The sequence below is a fragment of the Acidocella aluminiidurans genome, from assembly GCF_055383125.1.
Window position 1 is genome coordinate 579861 of record NZ_AP031589.1, and the last position, 21610, is coordinate 601470.

The window sequence follows — 21610 nt, forward strand, 5'->3', positions numbered from 1 at the left end:
TGCTGACGGGAGCTACCATGAGCGACGCGATGGCCGAGAGCACGGCCTCTAACAATCTGAAGATGACGCTGAAATATGGCGACGTCACCATCACGCTGCGCCCGGACCTGGCGCCGCTGGCGGCTGAGCGGCTGCGCACCCTGACCGCGCAGGGTTTTTATGATGGCTGCAAATTCTTCCGCGTCATCGCCGGCTTCATGGCGCAGACCGGCGATCCGACCAACACCGGCACCGGCGGCAGCCAGTTGCCGAACCTGCCGGCGGAATTCACCCAGGATGCGAGCTTCCTCACCGGCACGGTGGGCATGGCGCGCACCCAGGACCCGAATTCGGCGAACAGCCAGTTCTTCATCTGCTTCGATCCGTGCAGTTGGCTGGATGGCCAATACACCATCGTCGGCCAGGTGACGGCGGGCATGGATGCCGTGCAGCAGATCAAGAAGGGCTCGGGGTCGTCCGGGTCTGTTCAGGATCCGGATTCCATCATTAAGATGGTGGTTGCGTAAGGCGTCCCGATGACGGTGCGGCATAGCCGCGCCGTCTGAATCGGGCCGCCCATTTAAGAGAAGCAAAAAACCGGAGGGCTCAATGCCCTCCGGTTTTTTTATGCCTGTGGCTTGGACGTTAATGTAGGGCGGAGACAACACCTGACGCCCGGGCATGAAAAAACCCCCAAGGCGCGTTGAGCTCCTTGGGGGTTTTTGTGCGCCCTTTTTTGTAAAAAAGGGCGCCTCCAAAAAACTTTTGTTACGCCACTTTCGTTTCCTGGCGTTCTTTCAGGAACGCCTTGAACTCCAGCCCTTCACGCAGGCGGCGCACCAGCATTTGCGGGGACAGCGCCATTTCCTTCAGGATGGAGAGAATCTTCGACGGGCGGAAATAGAATTCGCGGTACAGCGTTTCCACCGAATCGAAAATCTCCTTGTGGGAGAGATGCGGATAATGCAGCGGCGCGATCTGCACGCCATGCTCGTCGATCAGCTCGGCATTCGCCACGTCCAGCCAGCCTTCCTGCACCGCCTGGTTATACAGGAAGGTACCGGGATAGGGGCGGCCAGCGACACCTGGATGGTGTGCGGGTTGATCTCCTTGGCGAATTCGATGGTTTCCTTCAGCGTCTCCTGCGTCTCGCCGGGCAGGCCGGCGATGAAGGTGCCGTGGATCTTGATGCCGAGCTTGTGGCAATCGGCGGTGAAGCGCTTGGCGACATCGACGCGCAAACCCTTCTTGATATTGTGCAGGATCTGCTGGTTGCCGGATTCATACCCCACCAGCAGCAGGCGCAGCCCGTTTTCCTTCAGCACCTTCAGCGTGCTGTAGGGCACATTGGCCTTGGCGTTGCAGGACCAGGAAATCTTCAGCTTGCCCAGCTCGCGCGCGATCTCCTCGGCGCGGGGCAGATTGTCGGTGAAGGTGTCGTCATCGAACATGATTTCCTGAACATTCGGGAACAGCTCGATGGCGCGCTTCACTTCGGCGATCACGTTGCCCACCGAACGGGTGCGGTATTTATGCCCGCCCACCGTCTGCGGCCACAGGCAGAAGGTGCAATGGGATTTGCAGCCGCGGCCGGTATAGATGGAGATGTAGGGGTGCTTCAGATAGCCGATGAAGTAATCCTCCATCCGCAGATGCTTCTTATACACGTCCACAACGAAGGGCAGCTCGTCCATATCCATCAGCAGCGGGCGGTCGTCATTCTTCAAGATCTCGCCATTGCCGTTGCGCCACCAGATGCCGAGCACCTCCGGCAGCGGCTTGCCCTCGGCGATTTCCTTGATGGTGAAATCGAACTCATTGCCGCAGACGAAATCCAGAACCGGGGCACGCTCCAGGCTCTCCACCGGCTGCACCGCGACCTTGGCGCCGATGAAGCCGACCATCATCGCCGGGTTCAGCTTCTTGAACTCTTCCGCCACCTTCACGTCATTCGCGAAGGACGGGGTGGAGGTGTGGATGATCAGCAACTGGTGAGTGGTGGCGTGCGGGAGCACATCCGCCATGGTCAGCTTCGCCGGCGGGGCGTCGATCAGGGTGGAATCCGGCAGCAGGGCCGCGGGCTGGGCCAGCCAGGTCGGGAACCAGAAGCTCTTGATCTCGCGCTTGGCCTGGTAGCGAGAGCCCGCGCCGCCATCGAAGCCATCGAAGGAGGGCGGCTGCAGAAACAGGGTTTTCATCGTCATTTTGTCACTCACTCTCTCGAACCAGGGGCTGGATGGCCCTTATCGGCGGCCATGGACTGGCCGCGCCAGACGACGCGGTTGCCCATGAAACCGGCTATATAAATGATCGTGCTGAAGAAATCACGCAACAGATAAAGCCAGATCTCTCGCGTGCGGGCGATGCGCAGCGCCGCCTCGATCCGCCAGCCCAGCACCACCCGCGCCCCCCAGACCAGCAGGAATAAAGCCAGGCTCCAGACCCCAAAGCCGGAGAACAGGATGGTGAGGACAGCCCAGAGCAGCGGGATCTGCAGCACCGAGGCGGCAAAGCCCAGCGGCTCCAGTGCCCGGATGGTGCGGGCCCAGCGCAGCTCATGGCTGAACAGGCTGGCGAAGCTCTCTTCCGGTACGGTGGTGGCGGGGATGACGGGCGCCAGCGCCACGCGCTCGCCCGCCGCCAGCACCTTGCGGCCAAGCAGCTGGTCGTCCGCCAGATGGTCGGCGAGCGCTTCCAACCCGCCGATGCGGGTCAGCAGGCTTTTGCGGATGGTCATGGTGGCGCCCAGGCAATCCTGCCGGCCGAGCTGGCGGGCCAGCAGCACGCCGGGCAGGAAGCTCTGGTTGATCTGCATGGCGCCGAGCAGAGCGGGAATGTCCCGGTTGCCGGGCAGGCCGGTATAGAGGCTGGTCACCAGCCCCACGCCGGGCGCCTCCAGCGTGGCGACGACATCCGAAAGGAAATGTGGCGGCACATGCACATCCGCATCCGAGATCACCAGCAGCTCATGCCGGGCGAGCGGGCGCATATTGATGAGGTTGGCGATCTTGCGGTTGCGCCCGTGCGGGGTGTCATTGACCATCAGCGCCACGTCGCGCTCAGGGTGGCGTTTGCGCAGCCGCCCGAGCAGCGGCAGCACCGGGTCGTCCTGGCTCTGCACGCCAAAGACCAGCTGGTAGTCCGGATAATCCTGCAAAAAGAAGGATTCCAGCGCCACTTCGCTGAGCGCTTCATCGCCATGCAGCGGCTTCAGCACGGTGACGCCCGGCCGCGACGCAGAAACACCGCGGGGCCGGGGGGCACAGAAACGCTCGGTCAGACGCGCGCCCAGAAAAAGCTGCACCACCCCGACCAGGGCGAGCAAAGCGGTGAGTAAAGCCAGAAATTGCAAAGGAGGCGCGTTTACCGAACAGAGGGGAGGGGGTTAGCTCGCTTGCAGGGCCTTGATCTTGGTCTTCAGCGCCGCGATCAGCTGCGAGGCATCGCCGGATTTCACCAGCGAGGCGAAGTCCGAGGCATGCACGGCGACCTGGCTGATGGTGCCGTTCAGCAGCACATCCTCGATCTGCCAGCCATTCGAGCCTTGCGCCACCACATAATCGATCTCAACCCCGGTATCGCCGGGCGAGGCCAGCTTGGTTTCGACGATCTTCTTGCCGCCCAGGCTCTTTTCCTCGGGCAGGATATTGATGGTCTGGCCGCTATAACCGTTGAACTCGGCGACATAGCTGGTGATGGTGAACTGGGTGAACAGGTCGATCAGCTCTTTCTGCTGGTCCGCCGGCAGGGTGGACCAGAGGAAGCCGACGGAATTCTTCGTCACTTCCGGCAGGTTGTAGGATTTCTCCACCACCGGGGCGAGCGCCTGGTAGCGGGCCTGAAAGCCCTGGCTCTTCGCCGATTTCATCGAGGCGATGAGGGCGGTGTCCAGCGTGGAGACGGGCGCGCTGGCGGCGGAACCGGCCGCGAAGGCGCAGGGGGTGAAAGCGAGGCTGGCGCTGAGCGCCAGCGCCGTGAAGCGGAGTGAATTTTTCATGCGCTTCATATAGGGGACCTATTGCGCCGGCATCGCGACAAAATCATGGAAAGATTGCAACCCGAGCGCGGTCAGCGCATGGGTAACGATATCCTGCGCCGTCAGCCCGGCTTCGATCATCTGCGCGGCTGGGCTGTTATGGTCGATCAACCGGTCCGGCAGCGTCATCGGGCGGAATTTCAGCCCCTTATCGAAAGCGCCGCTCCAGGCGAGGTGATGCGCCACCGCCGCGCCGAAGCCGCCGGCCGCCCCCTCTTCGATGGTGATCAGCACCTCATGATGGCGGGCGAGCTGGTCGATCAGATCAGTATCCAGCGGCTTCATGAAGCGCGCATCCGCGACCGTCGCTGGGAAGCCCTTGGCGGCCAGCTGGTCGGCGGCGTTGAGCGCGTCATGCAGGCGCGTTCCCAGCACCAGGATGGCAACCTTGCTGCCTTCGCGCAGGATGCGGCCCTTGCCGATCTCCCAGGGCGTGCCGCGCGCCGGAAGCTCGATGCCCAGCCCCTCGCCGCGCGGATAGCGGAAGGCGGAGGGGCGGTCATCGATGGCGGCGGCGGTGGCCACGGCATGCATCAGCTCCGCCTCGTCGGACGGGGCCATGATCACCATGCGCGGCATCGGGCCGAGGAAAGCGAGGTCGTAAGCGCCGGCATGGGTGGCGCCGTCCGCCCCGACCAGCCCGGCGCGGTCCATGGCGAAGCGCACCGGCAGGCTCTGCAGCACCACGTCATGCACCAGCTGGTCGTAACCGCGCTGCAGGAAGGTGGAATAGATGGCGCAGAACGGCTTCAGCCCTTCCGTCGCCATGCCGGCGGCGAAGGTGACGGCATGCTGCTCGGCGATGCCGACATCGAACATGCGGTCCGGGAATTTCGCCTCGAACTTATCGAGCCCGGTGCCCGGCGACATGGCGGCGGTGATCGCGACCACGCTGGAGTCCGCCTCCGCTTCCGCGATCAACGCCTTGGCGAACACGGAGGTATAAGTCGGCGGGCCGGGCGGGGCTTTTTTCTGCTCGCCGGTGACCACATTAAATTTCTGTACACCGTGATATTTGTCGGCGGCGGCCTCGGCCGGGGCGTAGCCCTTGCCTTTTTGCGTCACGATATGCAGCAGCACCGGCTCATTGGCTTCCGAATCGCGCAAATTGCGCAGTACCGGCATCAGATGCTCCATATTATGCCCGTCGATCGGACCCACATAATAAAAGCCCAGCTCCTCGAAGAGGGTGCCGCCGGTGAGGATGCCGCGGGCATATTCCTCGGCCTTGCGGGCGGTGCGCTCGATCGGCCGGGGGAAGCGCTTGGCCATCTTCGCAGCGAAATCGCGCAGGCTCATAAAGCTGCGCGAGGAGATCAAAGTGGAGAGATAGGTGCTCATCGCGCCGACCGGCGGGGCGATCGACATGTCATTGTCGTTCAGCACCACGATCAGGCGCGAGCGCATCGCCCCGGCATTGTTCATCGCCTCATAGGCCATGCCGGCGGACATCGAGCCATCGCCGATCACCGCGATGACGTTGCGCGGGTCAGCTTCCTTCTTCAGGTCGCGCGCCACCGCCATGCCGAGCCCGGCGGAAATGGAGGTGGAGGAATGGGCGGCGCCGAACGGGTCGTACTCGCTCTCGGAACGGCGGGTGAAGCCGGAAAGCCCGCCGGGCTGGCGCAGCGTGCGGATGCGATCGCGCCGGCCGGTGAGGATTTTATGCGGGTAGCATTGATGCCCGACATCCCAGATCAGCCGGTCGCGCGGGGTGTCGAACACGGCATGGATGGCGACGGTCAGCTCGACCACACCCAGCGAGGAGCCCAGATGGCCGCCAGTGACGGAGACGGTATCGATGGTCTCGGCGCGCAGCTCGTCCGCCAGCTGTTTCAGCTGCTCGATCGAGAAATTGCGCAAATCGGCAGGCACATTCACCCGGTCGAGCAAAGGGGTTTTCGGGGGCATCAGCAACAAGCTCCGTTTTGCGTCCGCGCTGCTTTGCCCATGGTGGTCCCTGTCATACGCTCTAACCTATTCATACACGCTCCACCCGATTCGCGGCGGGGCTATTATTTGTACATCCCTCACACATAAGCGACCGGGCGCCGAAAAGCCAGAAGCCCCCAACCGAAACAGGAGGCTGCCATTCCGCAGCCGGCCGCCTGGGAGGCAAGCTTATACTATGTGCACGCTTGCGGATTGTGGAGGCAATGACTTATTGCTGTGGCGAGAATGCGTTGCGGCGTGACGCGCGGGCAACAGGCAGCAGACAGGATTGAGAAAATATGGACGGTTCACAGCCCCCGAAAACATTGCGGGTCATTCTGGCGCAGCCCCGCGGCTTCTGCGCCGGGGTGGAGCGGGCGATCGACATTGTCGAACGGGCGCTGACCAAATTCGGCCCGCCGATCTATGTGCGCCACGAAATCGTGCATAACCGCCACGTGGTCGAGGATCTGCGCTCGCGCGGCGCGGTGTTCGTGGATGAGCTGGACGAGGTGCCGGAAGGCGCCTGGACCGTGTTCTCCGCCCACGGCGTCGCCCGCAAAGTGGTGCAGGCCGCCGCCGACCGCGAGCTGCCGGTGATCGACGCGACCTGCCCTCTGGTGGCCAAGGTGCATGCCGAAGGCCGCCGCTACGCCGCGCAAGGCCGTGAAATTGTGCTGATCGGCCATGCCGGGCACGCAGAGGTGGAAGGCACGATCGGCCAGATCGACGGCACCGTGTATCTGGTGCAGACGGTCGAGGATGCGGAAAAGCTTGAGGTCAAGGACCCGGAAAAGCTCTCCTATATCACCCAGACCACGCTCTCCGTCGATGATACGCGCGGCATCATCGCCGCTCTCAATGCGCGCTTCCCGGCGATTGTCGGCCCGGATGTGAAGGATATCTGCTATGCCACCCAGAACCGCCAGGAGGCGGTGCATCATCTCGCCGAGCTGGTGGACTTGATTTTGGTGGTGGGCAGCAAAAATTCTTCCAACTCCAACCGCTTGCGCGAAATCGGCGCTGAGCTTGGCCGCCCGGCCTATCTCATCGACGATGCCAGCGCTCTGCGGCCGGAATGGTTCCAGGGCGTGGCGAAGGTGGGGCTGACCGCCGGCGCCTCCGCGCCGGAGGTGCTGGTGCAGGGTGTGATCGATGGTATGCGCCGGTTCGGCCAGGTCGAGATCGAGCTACTGGCCGGCACGCCGGAAGATGTGAAGTTTAAGTTGCCCGCCGAAGTGGCTGAAGTTTAAGGATAACCAAATATGGGTGTACCGTTGAACCAGGCCGTCCGCGTTGGCGGCTATATTCTCAAGCAGCATCTCAAGGGCAATAAGCGCTATCCTCTGGTGCTGATGCTGGAGCCCTTGTTCCGCTGCAATCTGGCCTGCCAGGGCTGCGGCAAGATCGATTACCCGAACGAGATCCTCAATCAGCGCATCTCGCTGGAGGATGCGATCAAGGCGGCCGAGGAATGCCCGGCCCCGATCATCGCCATCGCCGGCGGTGAGCCGCTGCTGCACAAGGAAATGCCGCAGATCGTCGAGGCCTATCTGAAGATGGGCAAGTTCGTGATCCTGTGCACCAACGCGCTCCTGCTGGAAAAGAAGATCGACCAGTACAAGCCGCACAAGAATTTCTGCTGGGACATCCATCTGGACGGCGACAAGGAGATGCATGACCGCTCCGTCGACCAGGATGGCGTCTATGAGCGCGCGATCGACGCGCTGAAGCTCAGCAAAGCCAAGGGCTTCCGCACTTCCATCAACTGCACATTGTTCGATGGCGCCGATCCGGACCGGGTGGCGGCGTTCTTCGACATGGTCGCGGATCTGGACATTGAGGGCGTGATGACCTCGCCGGGCTATGCCTATGAGCGCGCCCCGGACCAGGAGCATTTCCTCAACCGCCAGCGCACCAAGGAGCTGTTCCGGGCGGTGTTCCGCCGCGGCAAGGAGAGCAAGAAGCGCGGCAAGGTGTGGAAATTCACCCAATCCCCGCTCTTCCTGGACTTCCTGGCCGGCAACCAATCCTATGCCTGCACCCCCTGGGGCAACCCGACCCGCAACGTGTTCGGCTGGCAGCGCCCCTGCTATCTGCTCGGCGAGGGCTATGCCAAGACCTATCAGGAGCTGATGGACAGCACCGAATGGGATAAATACGGTGTGGGCAATTACGAGAAATGCTCCGACTGCATGGTGCATTCCGGCTTCGAGGCGACGGCGGTGATGGATTCCATCAAGCGCCCCTGGCAGATCGCCAAGGTCGCGCTGAAGGGCATCAAGACCGAGGGTGCCATGGCCAAGGATATTCCGCTGGATAAGGCCCGCAAGGCCGATTTCAACGTGTTTACCCGGCATGTGGATAGCAAGATGGCGGAAATCCATGCGGCGAAAGCCGCGCGGCAGGCGGCGGCGCAGCCGGCGGAGTGAAGACATGGGGGCTTTTTGAAAAAAGCCCCCCATACCCCCAAAAACTTTTGCCACTTTGGGCCGTGGGTGTGGAAACGCCTGCGGCTTATATTTTTTCGGGCAGGGTTTTGACCCAGTTTATCAGGGCCTTGCGGGCGGCGGCGGCGTCGCGGCCGACTTTGATCAGGCCTGGAATTTGCCGGGGCTGGCTCAAGATGGAACGGGCCAGGGCCATGCCGTCCAGCTTGCCATCGGCCTTCAGCGCCACCAGGGCGGCGGGGGGCAGATCGCGCCCCGCCGGGTCCGCCACGGCGCGCAGCACCGCGAATGGCAGCTCCCTCTCCTTGGCCACCTCCGCCACCGCGCCGGATTCCAGATCCACCGCCGCGACGTGATAACGCTGGCTGAGCAACTGCTTTTCCTCGGCACTGGTGACGATTTTGTGCCAGCCGAGAATCGGGCCGGCGAGGGGGCCGCCGAGAAACTCCAGCAGCCGGTAATCGCAAGGGAAAGTGAGCAGGCCGGCCTGAATCGCGGACGGTACCAGGATACGGCCGGGCTTGAGGCCTTTTTGCAGACCGCCGGCCAGGCCGAAGCTGAGCAGCCCCAGCACGCCTTGTTCATCCACCAGCGCCTCGGCGGCCTTGCGGGCGCCAAGCGGTGTGCCACCGCCAACCATCACCGTGAATCCGGCATCGCGGAGCCATTGCGCTTCCGCCTGCAGGCCCGTCACGATGCCGATTTTGGCACGGTCCATTCAGAATTCCGAAAAATGCCGCGTTGATTTGCGCTTGGTGAGCCCGGTGGGGGTCGAACCCACGGCCGTCCGATTAAAAGTCGGATGCTCTACCACTGAGCTACAGGCTCTTACCAAGGTCCCGTGGGGCGGCGCCGCACGGTGAGGCGCAAAAACCATTTTTCGCCGTATAAAGTCAACCCATTGGCGGGCGAAAACGGCGCGCCTCGATGAGAGGCGCGCCGCGCCGGTTCAGGCCGCCTTCAGGCTCTTCATGTCGATGCAGAAGCGGTATTTCACGTCCGATTTCAGCATCCGCTCATAGGCCTCGTTGATCTGCTGGATGTTGATCATCTCCACATCCGCGGTGATGTTGTGCTTGTCGCAGAAATCCAGCATCTCCTGGGTTTCCTTGATGCCGCCGATCATCGATCCGGCGAAGCTGCGCCGGCGCATCAGCAGCGGGAACACCGAGATCGGCAGCGGATGCTCGGGCGCGCCCACCTGCACCATCGTCGCGTCGCGCTTCAGCAGCCCGAAGAAGGGGCTGAGATCGTGGCTGGCGGAGACGGTGTCGATGATCAGATCGAAGCTCTCGGCATGTTCGGCCATCTGCGCCTCATCCTTGGAGAGGATGACCAGGCTGGCGCCCAGGCGCTTGGCATCCGCAACCTTGCTGGCGGAGGTGGTGAACAGCGCGGTCTCAGCCCCCATCGCATGGGCCAGCTTCACGCCCATATGGCCAAGCCCGCCCAGCCCGATGATGCCGACCTTCTTGCCCGGCCCGGCACCCCAATGGCGCAGCGGCGAATACAGGGTGATGCCCGCGCAGAGCAGCGGCGCTGCGGCGGCCGGGTCCAGGTTCTCGGGGATGCGCAGGACGAAATTCTCATCCACCACGATCTTGTCCGAATAGCCGCCCTTGGAGGGTTCGTTGATCACCTTGTCGGTGCCGCCATAGGTCTGGCCGGTCAGGCCCTCGGCGCAATATTGCTCCAGCCCTTCCTGGCAGGAGGGGCAGGTGCGGCAGCTATTGACCATGCAGCCGACGCCGACACGCTCGCCGACTTTATATTTGGTCACACCCGGGCCGACGCTCTTCACCCGGCCGACAATCTCATGGCCCGGCACAGCGGGGTACTGGGTGAAATGCCACTCATCGCGGGCGAAATGGATGTCCGAATGGCAGACGCCGCAATATTCAATTTCGATTTCGATATCATTCTGGCCGACATCGCGGCGATTGAAGGTGAGGGGGGCGAGCGCCTCAGTCGGGCTGGCGGCGCCATAACCGGTGCAAACGAGCATAGGAATCTCCCTGGGTTAAAAATCCGAGAGGATATGGCCCCGCAAAAACCCGATTCAACCAAAGCGTCGGGCGGCGCGTTCAGTTTCCTTTAAAGAAATCTTTGTTCTTATAAGTTGACGGCGCCAACACCCTTGGATAACCTGCGCGCAGCGGAAAGGAGCAGGTTGCGCAGATGTGTGGGATTGCCGGATTATTTCTGAAGAATTCAGCTCTGGAGCCGCAACTGGGCGCGCTGATGAGCCATATGCTGAATGTATTGACCGAGCGCGGGCCTGACTCCGCCGGGTTTGCGATTTACAGCAGCGCCGCACCCGGGCAGGTGAAATTCACCCTGCGCGCGCCGGCCGGGTTTGATATGGCCGGATTCGCGGCCCGCTTTGGCGCCAGCCTGGCGGTGCATGACGACCATGCGGTGCTGAGCCTGGCCCAGGAGAAAGCGGCGGCGTTGCGCAACGCTTTGGCGACGACGCCGGAAATTGTCCTGGTCTCGGTCGGCAACCGCATCGAGCTGTTCAAGGGCATCGGCCTGCCGGAAGCTGTGGGGGCGCGCTTTGGGCTCTCCTCCATGTCCGGCAGCCATGCGGTGGGCCATACGCGCATGGCCACCGAATCGGCGGTGACCACGGAAGGCGCGCATCCTTTCTCCACCGGGGCGGATCAATGCCTGGTGCATAATGGCTCGCTCTCCAACCATAATGATGTGCGCCGCCGGCTGATGCGCGAGGGCATCAATTTCGCCACCCAAAATGATACCGAGGTGGCGGCGGGCTATCTGTCCTATAAATTGCGCGAAGGCGCGAAGCTGGATGCGGCGCTGACCGAGGCGCTGGAGGATCTCGACGGATTCTATAATTTTGTCGTCGGCACCGAGACCGGCTTTGGCGTGCTGCGCGATCCGGTCTCCTGCAAGCCGGCGGTGATGGCGGAGACGGATGATTATGTCGCTTTCGCCTCCGAATATCGCGCGCTGGCGGATCTGCCGGGCATCGAGGCGGCGCATCTGTTCGAGCCGGAACCGGGGCGCGTCTATTTCTGGGAGCGCGCGGCATGAGCGCGGCGTTGGAAAAAACCATGGAAGATACCATTACATTCGATCTCGCGGCGGCGCCGTTGCGGGAGCTGAATGAAAAACTGCAAACCCTCTCCGGCGGTACCAACCAGACCGCCTGGCGGATCGCCAACCCGCGCGGCGCGCATGCGCTGGCGGTGGGCATCACCGCCCCGGTGCAGGTGCTGATCGACGGCCATGCCGGCTATTATGCGGCGGGGATGAATGATGGCGCGTCCATCACCATCAATGGCAACGCCGCCACCGGGGTTGCGGAAAACATGATGTCCGGCCGCGTGCATGTGAAAGGCGATGCCAGCCAGTCGGCCGGCGCCACCGCGCATGGCGGCTTGCTGATCATCGACGGCAATGCCTCGGCGCGCTGCGGGATTTCGATGAAGGGCATCGATATCGTGGTGAAAGGCAATGTCGGCCATATGAGCGCCTTCATGGCGCAGAGCGGCAATCTGGTGGTCTGCGGCGATGCCGGGGATGCGCTGGGGGATTCGCTGTACGAGGCGCGGCTGTTCGTGAAAGGCAGCGTGAAGAGCCTGGGCGCGGATTGCGAGAAGAAAGAGATGGGCGCACAGGATCTCGAAATCCTGAAGGCCCTTCTGCAAAAAGCCGGCGTGGCCGAGAATCCGGAGGAGTTCACCCTCTACGGCTCGGCGCGCACTCTGTACCATTTCCATGTCGATAATGCCGGGGCGTACTGACCATGAACGACACGCCGTTCTCCCATATTCCGCAGACCAGGCCGCGCTTTTCCGCGACCTTCGATCCGCATACCATCGCCGAGATCCAGCGCGCCGCGGCCACCGGCATCTATGATATTCGCGGCGGCGGCACCAAGCGCAAGCTGCCGCATTTCGATGATCTGCTGTTCCTCGGCGCCTCGATGTCGCGCTATCCGCTGGAAGGCTATCGCGAGAAATGCGGCACGGATGTCGTGCTCGGCACGCGCTTTGCCAAAAAGCCGATCCATCTGAAAACCCCGGTGACGATTGCCGGCATGTCCTTCGGCGCGCTCTCTGGCAACGCCAAGGAGGCTTTGGGGCGCGGCGCCACGGCGGTGGGCACCTCCACCACCACCGGCGATGGCGGCATGACGCCCGAGGAGCGCGGCCATTCGCAGACCTTGGTCTATCAATATCTGCCCTCGCGCTACGGCATGAACCTCGCTGATCTGCGCAAGGCGGATGCGATTGAGGTTGTTGTCGGCCAGGGCGCGAAGCCGGGCGGCGGCGGCATGTTGCTGGGGCAGAAAATCTCCCCGCGCGTCGCCAAGATGCGCAATCTGCCGGAAGGGATCGACCAGCGCTCCGCCTGCCGCCATCCGGACTGGACCGGGCCGGATGATCTGGAGATCAAGATCCTGGAGCTGCGCGAGCTGACCAATTGGGAGAAGCCGATCTATGTGAAGGTCGGCGCCTCGCGGCCTTATTACGACATCGCGCTGGCGGTGAAGGCCGGGGCCGATGTGGTGGTGCTGGATGGCATGCAGGGCGGCACCGCGGCCACGCAGGAAGTGTTCATCGAGCAGGTCGGTATTCCCATCCTCGCCGCCATCCGCCCGGCGGTGCAGGCGCTGCAGGATCTGGGGATGCACCGGCAGGTGCAGCTGATCGTCTCGGGCGGCATCCGCACCGGGGCGGATGTGGCCAAGGCGATCGCGCTCGGCGCGGATGCGGTGGCGATCGGCACCGCGGCCTTGGTGGCGCTGGGCGATAATTCGCCGGAGTTCGAGGAGGAATATCGCAAGCTCGGCACCACCGCCGGCGCCTATGATGATTGGCATGAAGGGCGCGACCCGGCCGGCATCACCACCCAGGATCCGGCCCTGGCGGCGCGGCTGGACCCGGTGAAGGCCGGGCGGCGGCTGGCGAATTACCTCTCGGTGCTGACCATGGAGGCGCAGACCATCGCGCGGGCCTGCGGCAAGAGCCATCTGCATAATCTGGAGCCTGAGGATCTGGTGGCGCTGACGCTGGAGGCCTCCGCCATGGCGCAGGTGCCGCTGGCGGGGACGAGTTGGATCCCGGGGAAGGGGTTTTGATGAAGGTTCCGGGGGTGGTAACCATGTTGCCACCGCCCCGGGCGTTTTTGCCGCTTTTTTGAAAAAAAGCGGCGCCAAAAAACTTTTGCGATAATTTTTAAAAATACCCGATAAAAACCGGGACAATAGTCACACAGCTTGCTCCACCAGATACAACACCAAGCAAGGGACGACGATGGCGATCAAGCTTGCCGAAAAGGCGAAAGAACTCGGCCTCAAATATTTTCTGATTTCCTACACGGATCTGTTCGGCAGCCAGCGCGCCAAGCTGGTGCCGGCCTGCGCCATCGCGGGCATGCAGAAGAACGGCGCCGGGTTCGCGGGCTTTGCCACCTGGCTCGACATGTCCCCGGCGGATTCCGACATGTTCGCCCTGCCGGACCCGGAGACGCTGACGGTTCTGCCCTGGAAGAAGGAGGTCGGCTGGCTCGCCTCCGATATCTATATGGATGGGGAAAAGGTGGAGCAGGGGCCGCGCAATGTGCTCAAGCGCGTCATCGCCCAGGCGGAGAAGGCCGGATTTTTGATGAAATCCGGGGTGGAGTGCGAGTTCTTTCTCACCACGCCGGACGGCCAGGCGATTTCGGACGCGCTCGATACCGGCACCAAGCCCTGTTACGACGCCGGCGCGCTGCTGCGCCGCTACGATGTGATCACCGAGATCTGCGATGCGATGCAGGAGCTGGGCTGGGAGGCCTACCAGAACGACCATGAGGACGCGAACGGCCAGTTCGAGATGAACTGGCATTACGACGAGGCGCTGCTGACCGCCGACCGGCATGTGTTCTTCAAATTCATGGCCAAATCCATCGCCGAGAAGCATGGGTTGCGCGCCACCTTCATGCCCAAGCCGTTTCTGGGCCTCACCGGCTCGGGCTGCCACAGCCATGTCTCGCTGTGGAAGGGCAAGGAGAATCTGTTCGAGGATGAGAAGGGCGAGCTGGGCGTCTCGCAGCTTGGCTATCATTTCATCGGCGGCGTCATCCAGCATGCGGACGCGCTGGCGGCGATCACCAACCCGACGGTGAACAGCTATAAGCGCATCAATGCGCCACGGACGATTTCCGGGGCCACCTGGGCGCCGAATACCGTCACCTATGCCGGCAATAACCGTACCCATATGATCCGCATTCCCGAGCCGGGGCGCTTTGAGATGCGGCTGGCGGATGGGGCGGTGAATCCCTATCTGCTGCAGGCCTCGATCCTGGCGGCGGGGCTGGATGGCATCGCCAAACAGACCGACCCTGGCAAGCGGCTGGATATCAATATGTACACTGACGGGCATCTGGTGAAGGACGCCAAGAAGCTGCCGCTGAACCTGCTGGATGCGCTGCGCGCGCTGGAGGCGAATGCGACGCTGAAGGCGACGCTGGGGGAGGGCTTTGTGTCCGCCTACACCAAGCTCAAGCACGGCGAATGGAACGCCTACGCGGCGCATCTCTCGGACTGGGAGCGCCAGGCGACGCTGGATTGCTGATCAGCTGAGCGGGGCCAGGCGCAGCAGCGTGCCGTTATGGTCCTCGGTGATCAGCACGCTGCCATCCGGCAGCTCCGCGAGTGAGACCGGGCTGCCCATCGGCGCCTGGCCGGGTTTGCCGTTCCACCCCCAGATCACCTGCCAGGGCTCGCCTTCCGGCAGGCCTTGGGCGTTCAGTGTTATCGCCATCAGCCGGTGCCCTTGCGCGCGATAGCCATGATAGGGGATCAGCAGCGTGTCTTTCAGCGCCGCAATCCCAGCACCGCGATAGACCAGCAGCCCCAGCGGGGCGGCGTGCGGGGCGAGCAGAACGCTCGGCCTGGTCATTTTGGCGCAGTCGAATTGCGGATATTCCGGGCTGGGGCGGTTCTCATCGAAGCAATAGGGCCAGCCATAATCTGCGCCTGGCTTGATGATATCCAGCGTGTCGCGCGGTTCGGTCTCGTCGGAGAGATGCGGGTCGGCCAGATTGATGAAATCCCGCGCATTGACCGCGGCCGCCAGCTTGCCGTCGGGCAGCATCGCCAGCCCCATCGCGTTGCGCAGGCCGGTGGCGAGGATCTGGGCATCCTGAAACCGCAAGATTTTGCCGGGCTGGGGCATGAAGCGCGCGATGCTCGCCCGCGGCGGGGTGGCGGCGGTTTCCGGGCAGGGTTTCGCGGGGTTGGGCGGGGTTTTGCCCGGCCCTTCGCAATTATTCGTGGCCGAGCCGATATTGATGTCCAGCGCGCCGTCCGGCTCGACCACCGGGGCGGTCAGCGGATGGCGGCCAGTATCGGGCAGGCCGGTGATCACATCCTCCAGCGTCGCCTTGCCGCCCGCCAGCCGCAGCCGGGCAACGCGCCCGAGCAGCCCGAGATAGATCGTGCCATCCGGGGCGACCGCGATGCCGTTCGGTTCGTCCAGCCCGGTGAGCAGGGTTTGCGGCGGCGCCTTGCCGTCATCGGCGAAACGCAGCAGCGCGCCGCGCCCCTTCACCCAGCCGCCCATCTCCACGACATAGACATCATGCCCGGCCACGGCGATGCCGCGCGGAAAGTGCAACCCCTTGGCCACCAGCCCGACGCAGGTGCCGGGCAGGCTGGCGAGGTCAAGGCGCGGAAAGCCGGCGCAGCTGCCCTGGGGGTGATAAGGGGGCGCCGCCAGCGCGCGCACCGGCAGGCAGACCAGGAGCAGAATGAGAAGCCGGTTCATGGCGTTCCTTTCACGCAAATTTCGCAGAGCTTCGTTGAAATATGGCTCTTGTCAGGATCGGGGCGTCGGCCAATTGTCAGGCATGCTTACACGTCTTTCTCCCGATACGCCGCATTTTTCAGCGTTGCTGACGCTCAATAACGAACACGCGCAGGAGCTTTCGGCGGCGGATGAAGCCCGCTTCGCGCTGCTGCTGGAACGGGCTTTTTACGCCGCCTCGATGAATGACAGCGAAGCCCTGCTGATCGCCTTCGATCAGGACGCGGATTATGATTCACTGAATTTTCTCTGGTTCAAGCAGCGGTTTTTGAAATTCGTCTATATCGACCGGGTGGTGACCGCAAAGGCGGCGCGCGGGCGGGGCCATGGGGTGGCGCTGTATGATGCGCTGTTCCAGCAGGCGCGGCTGGCCGGCCATACGATTGCGGTGTGCGAGGTGAATGAGGACCCGCCGAACCCGGCATCGGATGCGTTCCACGCCCGTTTTGGGTTTTCACCCGCGGGGCGGGCGAAGCTGCCAAACGGCAAGGAGGTGAGATATTTCGTCAAAACGCTTTAGAGCAATATGTGTTTAGGTTGACGCGCCAGAGTCAAAATAAACACATGAAATTGCTCGCTAAAACAAAATTTAGAGCATCAAGCTAAAAGCTTGATACTCTAGCTCCTGGGAATTTCCAGGGCAGGCGGGAATTCCTACAGCAGCACGCTTTCCACCAGATTGCGCCCATTCTCCTTGGCCTGGCGCATCGCCTTGTCGGCGGCGCTGATCAGCAGCGCGGGGGAGGGGGCGATGGTCTTCGCCGCCGCCACGCCGATGCTCACCGTGATCGGCATATCCATCCCCGGCACGCTATGGCGGGCCACCGCCTCGCGAATGCGCTCCGCCACCAGCTTGGAATCGATAATGCCGGCGCGCAGCAGCACCAGGAAAGTGCCCGCGCCATAACGGCCGATCACATCCACCTCGCGCACACTCTGGCGCAGCCGGGCGGCGACCTCGAACAGCACGGTATCGCCCGCCTGGGTGCCGTAAGTCTCGTTGATCTGGTTCAGATGATCGATATCCACCAGCAGCAGGCTCAGCGGCGAGCCCCGGCTGGCGGCCGCGCATTCCAGATGCGCCAGATCCATGATCACGTTGCGCTTCCACATTTGCGTCAACCCGTCGATCGAATCGCGCCGGGCCAGCGGGTCCTGGGATTTGATCAGCGATTCCTGGAAAGATCCCTGCATCACCCGGGTCAGTTCGCGTTCGACGATCACCGCCAGGTCGCGGAGCGTGTCCAGCCCGGCGCGGCTGGGGCGGCGCGGCAGCGTATCCATCACGCAGAGCGCGCCAACGCAGGAGCGCGCCCCGGCATGAATCGGCTGGCCGGCGTAAAAGCGCACATTCGGGTTGCCCGTGACCAGCGGATTTTGGGCGAAGCGCTCATCCTGCGTGGTATCGGGGATGATAAGCGGATGATGCGCCTCAATCGTTTTGCCGCAAAAGGACAGCTCGCGCGGAATTTCCGCCATCGGCATGCCGACGCTGGATTTCAGCCATTGCTTGTCGCCGGAGATGAAGCTGATGGTGGCAATCGGCGCCTGCAGCACCCGCGCCGTCAGCCGGGTGATCCGGTCGAACCGCTCCTCGGCCGGGGTGTAGAGCAGATTGAGGGCGTTGAGATCCTTCAGGCGCTGTGATTCCGCCAGGCTGAGATACCCACCCTCAGGCGTCAGCAAGCTGGACGTCGTCGTCTGTTGGTTCGTCCACATGCGAAGTCTCTCATCGTCCAGAACGGCGTTAACACAGCGTTAAATTGTATCGTTTCCGAACGGCTTTCAAGGACCAACTCGTTTGCTCTGACGTTTTTTTGGCCTGATAAAACCTGCATCACGCGGATGTGAATGTAGTCTGCACGCGGAAGTTTTCAGTGCGCGATGCGATTTCCACTGGATGGCGGCGCGGCGGGCGCGCCTGCATCTTATGTCGCGCTTGCCGCGAAAATTGAGCCGGACCGCGCGGCCGCCTCAAAACCGAGACAAGCGAGGTGCGCGGTATATATTAACGGTAGGTTAATCGTCTTTCATCAAACCCGACCGCGCGAAAAAACCACCCGCGCCGATTGACAGCGCGGGGAGGGGCGGGGTCGTCGGTCAGGCGCTGGCCTCATCCAGCGCCGCGATGCTGTCCTTATCCAGCTCAAGCGCCGCCGCGCGGATCAGCGACTGCATCTGGCTCAGGCTGGTGGCGCTGGCAATCGGCGCGGTGATGCCGGATTTCTCCCGGCACCAGACAATCGCCACCTCGGAGGGCGCGGCGCCAATCCGTTGCGCCTGCGCCAGCAACGCCGCGATCACCGCCTTGCCCTTGTCCGTCGCCAGATATTTTTTCGCGCTCTCCCCACGCCGGCCGACGCAATCCGCCTCGCTCTTGTACTTGCCGCTGAGGAAGCCGGCGGCCAGGGCGAAGTAATTGATCGCCCCCACCTCCTCGGCGATGCAGAGCGATTGCAGCTCCGCCTCGAAGGCCGGGCGCTCCATCAGGTTATAGAGCGGCTGCAGGCTTTCATAACGCGGCAGATTATTCGCCTTGGCCACATCCAGCGCCGCCTTCAGCCGCGGCGCTGTGTAGTTGGAAGCGCCGATGGCCTTCACCTTGCCTTGTTTGATCAGCTCGGCGAACGCCCCCAGCGTCTCCTCCAGCGGCGTCTGCGGATCATCCTGATGCGCCTGGTAGAGATCGATATAATCCGTCTGCAGCCGGGTCAGCGACGCCTCGACGGCGGCGAAAATCCGCGCCTTGGACAGGCTGGCCGGATGATGGCCCATCGCCATGCCGACCTTGGTGAGGATCTTCACCTGGGAGCGGTTTTTGCGCTCCTTCATCCAGGCGCCGATGATCGCCTCGCTCTCCCCACCCTCATGTCCCTCGACCCAGGTGGAATACATATCCGCCGTGTCGATCGCGTTCAGCCCGCCCTCCAGCGCGGCATCCAGCAGATCGAGCGAGGTTTTGATATCCGCGGTCCAGCCGAAGACATTGCCGCCCAGAACCACGGGCGGCAGCGCCAGGCCGGAGCGGCCGAGCATTTTGGTGGGAAGCGCCATCAATCAGAATCCTTCCAGCACGATCTTGCCCATCGTCATCCCGGATTCCAGGGCGGCATGGGCACGGATCAGGTTTATCGCGTTGATGGGGCCGTAATTCTCGGTCATCGTCGTCTTCAACGTGCCGTTATCGACGAGATGCGCGATGGCCTCCAGCGTGCGGTGCTGCACGCTCATGTCATGTGTGTGCAAAAGCCCGCGTGTGAAGACATATTCGGTATGCAGCGTCGCGCTTTTACGGATCAGCGGCGAAACATTCAGCTCGCCGGCATTGGATTCGATGATGCCGACCGCCCCTTCCGGCGCCAGGAGCTCGACCAGCTTGTGGAAATGCTGTTTCACATGCGCGACGCAGAAAATATGGCCGGGCGGGTTGAGGCCGGCCTGCAAAATCTGCGCGCCGAGATCATGCTGGTGATTGACGATATGGTGCGCGCCGAGGCTGCGGCACCATTCCGCCGTCTCCGGCCGCGAGGCGGTGGCGATGATGGTCATGTCTGTTAGCTGTGCGGCGAGCTGAATGGCCATCGAGCCGACCCCGCCGCCAGCCCCCACCACCAGCATGGTGCCGCCATGCGGCTGGTCGCGCGGGATGCGAAAACGCTCGAACAGCATCTCCCAGGCGGTCAGCGCCGTCAGCGGCAGCGCCGCGGCCTGGGCGAAGCTCAAGCTTTTCGGCTTGTGGCCGACGATGCGGTCATCGACGAGCTGGAACTCGGCATTGCTGCCCTGGCGGTCCGGCACGCCGGCATAGAACACCTCATCGCCGACCGAGAAATTCTGCACTTCGGGGCCGATGGCGCGCACGATGCCGGCGGCGTCATAGCCCAGCACCCGCGGCTCGCCCAACGGCTCGGCCGATTGGCGGATCTTGGTATCGACCGGGTTGACCGAAACCGCCTTGATCTCGACCAGCAGGTCATGATGCCGGGGTACCGGCACCGGCAGATCGACATCCTGCAACGCATCCATGGAGGTAATCGGGCGGGCATGGGTAAAGGCAACGGCTTTCATGGGACGACTTTCTCTTCAGTTGGCCTGCTAGACATTGATATTTAAGACATATCCGAGGTTACATTTGAACTCATGCGCCGATGCGCAACAGCCCCGCCCCCTCGCTGGCCAGCCATGCGGTGGCGGCTTGCCTGTGCGGGGTGAGGGTTTCGGTCAGCGCCCAGAAATGCGGGCCGTGATTCATATGGCGCAGATGCGCGACCTCATGCGCCACCACATAATGCTGCACAGGCTCGGGCGCGCAGATCAGCCGCCAGCAAAAGGCGAGCGTGCCATCCGGCGCGCAGCTTCCCCAGCGCGAGCGTGTGTCCTTGATCCGCACGATCTTCGGCCGCAGCCCGGCCTCGCGGGCGATCTCGGCGGCCATCGCGGTCAAACGCTGCCGGGCCAGGCGCTTCAGGCAGTCCGCGACCCGGCGGGCGAGAAACTCCGCCTCGCCGGTGACGATGATCCGCCCCTCTTCGATCCAGGCGCCGCCGCGCCCTTCCGGGCGATGCAAGATCTCATGCGGCACGCCATGCACCGGCACCAGCGCGCCCGGCGCCAGCCGCAAGGGCTGGGGCAGGGCCTCCAGCTTCTCATTCACCCAGGCCTCATGCGCATGCAGCAGCGCCAGCCCGGCGCGGCGCGAGGCACGCATCGGCAGCGTGATCACCACGCCCTGGGCCGGGTCCACCCGCAGCGAAATCCGCTTCGCCCGGGCCGAACGCTTGAAGGCAACGGCGATCAGCGCCCCCTGCACGGGGACCAGTTCCGTGGTGAGGGGCTCTTGGCTCATGCGCGGCGGCGCCGTGGCATCTGCCCCGGCCAGTCCACGATATGGTCTTCCAGCTGCCCGGCCTGGCGCTCATCCAGGCAGCGCCCGGCGACCGACGCCCCGGCCTCGATCACGCTCTGCGCCCGGCCCGAGCGCAAAGGATGCCAGGCCGGCAGATCCTTGCCCTCATGCACCAGCCGATAGGCGCAGCTCGGCGGCAGCCAGTCCATTTTCTCCAGCTTCTTCGGCGTCAGCTTCACGCAATCCGGCACCAGCGATTTGCGGTTGGCATAATCCCGGCAGCGCGCGGTGTTCACATTCAACAGCCGGCAGGCGACATTGGTGAAGGCGATTTCGTCTGTATCCTCGTCGCGCAATTTATGCAGGCAGCAGCGCCCGCAGCCATCGCAGAGCGACTCCCACTCCGCCCGGCTCATCTGCGCCAACGTTTTGTCACGCCAAAATCCCATGCCGCCAGCATACAGGAGCGCACCGCGCCGCGCCATGCCGCCCGCTTCATGACAAGTTGTGCAGGCGCGCGCCGGCCCCGTTGCGGCGGCGCGGCATC

General features: G+C 63.3%; 19 protein-coding genes, 1 tRNA gene and 1 pseudogene. 8 read left to right on the forward strand and 13 right to left on the reverse strand.

The features are described 5' to 3' along the window. Window positions 1-17: 17 nt before the first annotated feature. A complete protein-coding gene (locus tag ACZ46S_RS03035) occupies window positions 18-506 on the forward strand; it encodes a peptidylprolyl isomerase (protein WP_464063304.1) in 489 nt (162 codons plus the stop codon). Window positions 507-747: 241 nt separating this feature from the next. Here the strand turns inward: ACZ46S_RS03035 and hpnJ are convergent. The 4 genes and pseudogenes from hpnJ to dxs form a co-directional block, all read right to left on the reverse strand. After that, window positions 748-2183, reverse strand: a pseudogene (gene hpnJ, locus ACZ46S_RS03040) (hopanoid biosynthesis associated radical SAM protein HpnJ). Between the two features lie 8 nt (window positions 2184-2191). Beyond that, the gene (hpnI, locus tag ACZ46S_RS03045; RefSeq protein ID WP_464063305.1) at window positions 2192-3331 is read right to left on the reverse strand and encodes a bacteriohopanetetrol glucosamine biosynthesis glycosyltransferase HpnI; all 1140 of its coding nucleotides are present in this window, start codon (window positions 3329-3331) and stop codon (window positions 2192-2194) included. 33 nt (window positions 3332-3364) lie between these two features. Then, the gene (locus ACZ46S_RS03050; RefSeq protein ID WP_464063306.1) at window positions 3365-3976 is read right to left on the reverse strand and encodes an ABC transporter substrate-binding protein; all 612 of its coding nucleotides are present in this window, start codon (window positions 3974-3976) and stop codon (window positions 3365-3367) included. Window positions 3977-3994: 18 nt separating this feature from the next. After that, on the reverse strand, window positions 3995-5926 hold the full coding sequence (gene dxs, locus ACZ46S_RS03055; RefSeq protein WP_464063307.1) for a 1-deoxy-D-xylulose-5-phosphate synthase: 1932 nt from the start codon (window positions 5924-5926) through the stop codon (window positions 3995-3997). Between the two features lie 320 nt (window positions 5927-6246). On the opposite strand from dxs, the gene ispH reads away from it, so the two are divergent. Both ispH and hpnH read left to right on the forward strand, forming a co-directional pair. Then, window positions 6247-7200: a 4-hydroxy-3-methylbut-2-enyl diphosphate reductase gene (gene ispH, locus ACZ46S_RS03060; protein WP_464063308.1), complete on the forward strand. Its 954-nt coding sequence runs from the start codon at window positions 6247-6249 to the stop codon at window positions 7198-7200. A gap of 12 nt (window positions 7201-7212) precedes the next feature. After that, complete coding sequence (hpnH, locus tag ACZ46S_RS03065; protein WP_464063309.1) at window positions 7213-8379, forward strand: adenosyl-hopene transferase HpnH; 1167 nt, start codon at window positions 7213-7215, stop codon at window positions 8377-8379. 85 nt (window positions 8380-8464) lie between these two features. On the opposite strand, the gene ACZ46S_RS03070 is transcribed toward hpnH, so the two are convergent. From ACZ46S_RS03070 to ACZ46S_RS03080, 3 genes are all read right to left on the reverse strand, one after another. Further along, window positions 8465-9115: a phosphorylase family protein gene (locus ACZ46S_RS03070; RefSeq protein ID WP_464063310.1), complete on the reverse strand. Its 651-nt coding sequence runs from the start codon at window positions 9113-9115 to the stop codon at window positions 8465-8467. A gap of 35 nt (window positions 9116-9150) precedes the next feature. Next, window positions 9151-9225: transfer RNA gene (locus ACZ46S_RS03075), tRNA-Lys, on the reverse strand. Between the two features lie 121 nt (window positions 9226-9346). Further along, window positions 9347-10402 carry an NAD(P)-dependent alcohol dehydrogenase gene (locus ACZ46S_RS03080; protein WP_464063311.1) on the reverse strand — a complete coding sequence of 352 codons (1056 nt, stop codon included), beginning with the start codon at window positions 10400-10402 and terminating at the stop codon, window positions 9347-9349. Between the two features lie 173 nt (window positions 10403-10575). On the opposite strand from ACZ46S_RS03080, the gene ACZ46S_RS03085 reads away from it, so the two are divergent. The 4 genes from ACZ46S_RS03085 (at window position 10576) to glnT (ending at window position 14984) form a co-directional block, all read left to right on the forward strand. Continuing rightward, complete coding sequence (locus tag ACZ46S_RS03085; protein ID WP_464063312.1) at window positions 10576-11454, forward strand: class II glutamine amidotransferase; 879 nt, start codon at window positions 10576-10578, stop codon at window positions 11452-11454. A 20-nt stretch (window positions 11455-11474) separates the two neighbouring features. Next, window positions 11475-12167, forward strand: a complete 693-nt coding sequence (locus ACZ46S_RS03090; protein WP_464063313.1) for a protein glxC — start codon at window positions 11475-11477, stop codon at window positions 12165-12167. 2 nt (window positions 12168-12169) lie between these two features. After that, window positions 12170-13507, forward strand: a complete 1338-nt coding sequence (locus ACZ46S_RS03095) for an FMN-binding glutamate synthase family protein (protein ID WP_295742675.1) — start codon at window positions 12170-12172, stop codon at window positions 13505-13507. A gap of 175 nt (window positions 13508-13682) precedes the next feature. Continuing rightward, window positions 13683-14984: a type III glutamate--ammonia ligase gene (gene glnT, locus ACZ46S_RS03100; protein WP_464063314.1), complete on the forward strand. Its 1302-nt coding sequence runs from the start codon at window positions 13683-13685 to the stop codon at window positions 14982-14984. On the opposite strand, the gene ACZ46S_RS03105 is transcribed toward glnT, so the two are convergent. After that, window positions 14985-16178 carry a PQQ-dependent sugar dehydrogenase gene (locus ACZ46S_RS03105; protein WP_464063315.1) on the reverse strand — a complete coding sequence of 398 codons (1194 nt, stop codon included), beginning with the start codon at window positions 16176-16178 and terminating at the stop codon, window positions 14985-14987. It abuts the gene before it with no gap. An 82-nt stretch (window positions 16179-16260) separates the two neighbouring features. On the opposite strand from ACZ46S_RS03105, the gene ACZ46S_RS03110 reads away from it, so the two are divergent. Continuing rightward, window positions 16261-16737: a GNAT family N-acetyltransferase gene (locus ACZ46S_RS03110; RefSeq protein WP_464063316.1), complete on the forward strand. Its 477-nt coding sequence runs from the start codon at window positions 16261-16263 to the stop codon at window positions 16735-16737. A gap of 134 nt (window positions 16738-16871) precedes the next feature. On the opposite strand, the gene ACZ46S_RS03115 is transcribed toward ACZ46S_RS03110, so the two are convergent. The 5 genes from ACZ46S_RS03115 to ACZ46S_RS03135 form a co-directional block, all read right to left on the reverse strand. Further along, complete coding sequence (locus tag ACZ46S_RS03115) at window positions 16872-17936, reverse strand: sensor domain-containing diguanylate cyclase (RefSeq protein WP_295745817.1); 1065 nt, start codon at window positions 17934-17936, stop codon at window positions 16872-16874. 381 nt (window positions 17937-18317) lie between these two features. Then, a complete protein-coding gene (locus ACZ46S_RS03120; protein ID WP_464063317.1) occupies window positions 18318-19271 on the reverse strand; it encodes an aldo/keto reductase in 954 nt (317 codons plus the stop codon). A 3-nt stretch (window positions 19272-19274) separates the two neighbouring features. Next, the gene (locus tag ACZ46S_RS03125) at window positions 19275-20285 is read right to left on the reverse strand and encodes a zinc-binding alcohol dehydrogenase family protein (protein WP_008492997.1); all 1011 of its coding nucleotides are present in this window, start codon (window positions 20283-20285) and stop codon (window positions 19275-19277) included. Window positions 20286-20355: 70 nt separating this feature from the next. Next, the gene (locus tag ACZ46S_RS03130) at window positions 20356-21063 is read right to left on the reverse strand and encodes a M48 family metallopeptidase (protein WP_464063318.1); all 708 of its coding nucleotides are present in this window, start codon (window positions 21061-21063) and stop codon (window positions 20356-20358) included. After that, a complete protein-coding gene (locus ACZ46S_RS03135) occupies window positions 21060-21548 on the reverse strand; it encodes a YcgN family cysteine cluster protein (RefSeq protein ID WP_464063319.1) in 489 nt (162 codons plus the stop codon). The genes ACZ46S_RS03130 and ACZ46S_RS03135 overlap by 4 nt, the downstream gene beginning before the upstream one ends. Between the last annotated feature and the right edge of the window lie 62 nt (window positions 21549-21610).

Coding starts and splice junctions, on each gene's coding strand:
- ACZ46S_RS03035 (WP_464063304.1), top strand. CDS start 18: ATGAGCGACGCGATGGCCGAGAGCACGGCCTCTAACAATCTGAAGATG.
- ACZ46S_RS03050 (WP_464063306.1), bottom strand. CDS start 3,976: ATGAAAAATTCACTCCGCTTCACGGCGCTGGCGCTCAGCGCCAGCCTC.
- dxs (WP_464063307.1), bottom strand. CDS start 5,926: ATGCCCCCGAAAACCCCTTTGCTCGACCGGGTGAATGTGCCTGCCGAT.
- ispH (WP_464063308.1), top strand. CDS start 6,247: ATGGACGGTTCACAGCCCCCGAAAACATTGCGGGTCATTCTGGCGCAG.
- hpnH (WP_464063309.1), top strand. CDS start 7,213: ATGGGTGTACCGTTGAACCAGGCCGTCCGCGTTGGCGGCTATATTCTC.
- ACZ46S_RS03070 (WP_464063310.1), bottom strand. CDS start 9,115: ATGGACCGTGCCAAAATCGGCATCGTGACGGGCCTGCAGGCGGAAGCG.
- ACZ46S_RS03080 (WP_464063311.1), bottom strand. CDS start 10,402: ATGCTCGTTTGCACCGGTTATGGCGCCGCCAGCCCGACTGAGGCGCTC.
- ACZ46S_RS03085 (WP_464063312.1), top strand. CDS start 10,576: ATGTGTGGGATTGCCGGATTATTTCTGAAGAATTCAGCTCTGGAGCCG.
- ACZ46S_RS03090 (WP_464063313.1), top strand. CDS start 11,475: ATGGAAGATACCATTACATTCGATCTCGCGGCGGCGCCGTTGCGGGAG.
- ACZ46S_RS03095 (WP_295742675.1), top strand. CDS start 12,170: ATGAACGACACGCCGTTCTCCCATATTCCGCAGACCAGGCCGCGCTTT.
- glnT (WP_464063314.1), top strand. CDS start 13,683: ATGGCGATCAAGCTTGCCGAAAAGGCGAAAGAACTCGGCCTCAAATAT.
- ACZ46S_RS03105 (WP_464063315.1), bottom strand. CDS start 16,178: ATGAACCGGCTTCTCATTCTGCTCCTGGTCTGCCTGCCGGTGCGCGCG.
- ACZ46S_RS03110 (WP_464063316.1), top strand. CDS start 16,261: ATGCTTACACGTCTTTCTCCCGATACGCCGCATTTTTCAGCGTTGCTG.
- ACZ46S_RS03115 (WP_295745817.1), bottom strand. CDS start 17,936: ATGTGGACGAACCAACAGACGACGACGTCCAGCTTGCTGACGCCTGAG.
- ACZ46S_RS03120 (WP_464063317.1), bottom strand. CDS start 19,271: ATGGCGCTTCCCACCAAAATGCTCGGCCGCTCCGGCCTGGCGCTGCCG.
- ACZ46S_RS03125 (WP_008492997.1), bottom strand. CDS start 20,285: ATGAAAGCCGTTGCCTTTACCCATGCCCGCCCGATTACCTCCATGGAT.
- ACZ46S_RS03130 (WP_464063318.1), bottom strand. CDS start 21,063: ATGAGCCAAGAGCCCCTCACCACGGAACTGGTCCCCGTGCAGGGGGCG.
- ACZ46S_RS03135 (WP_464063319.1), bottom strand. CDS start 21,548: ATGGCGCGGCGCGGTGCGCTCCTGTATGCTGGCGGCATGGGATTTTGG.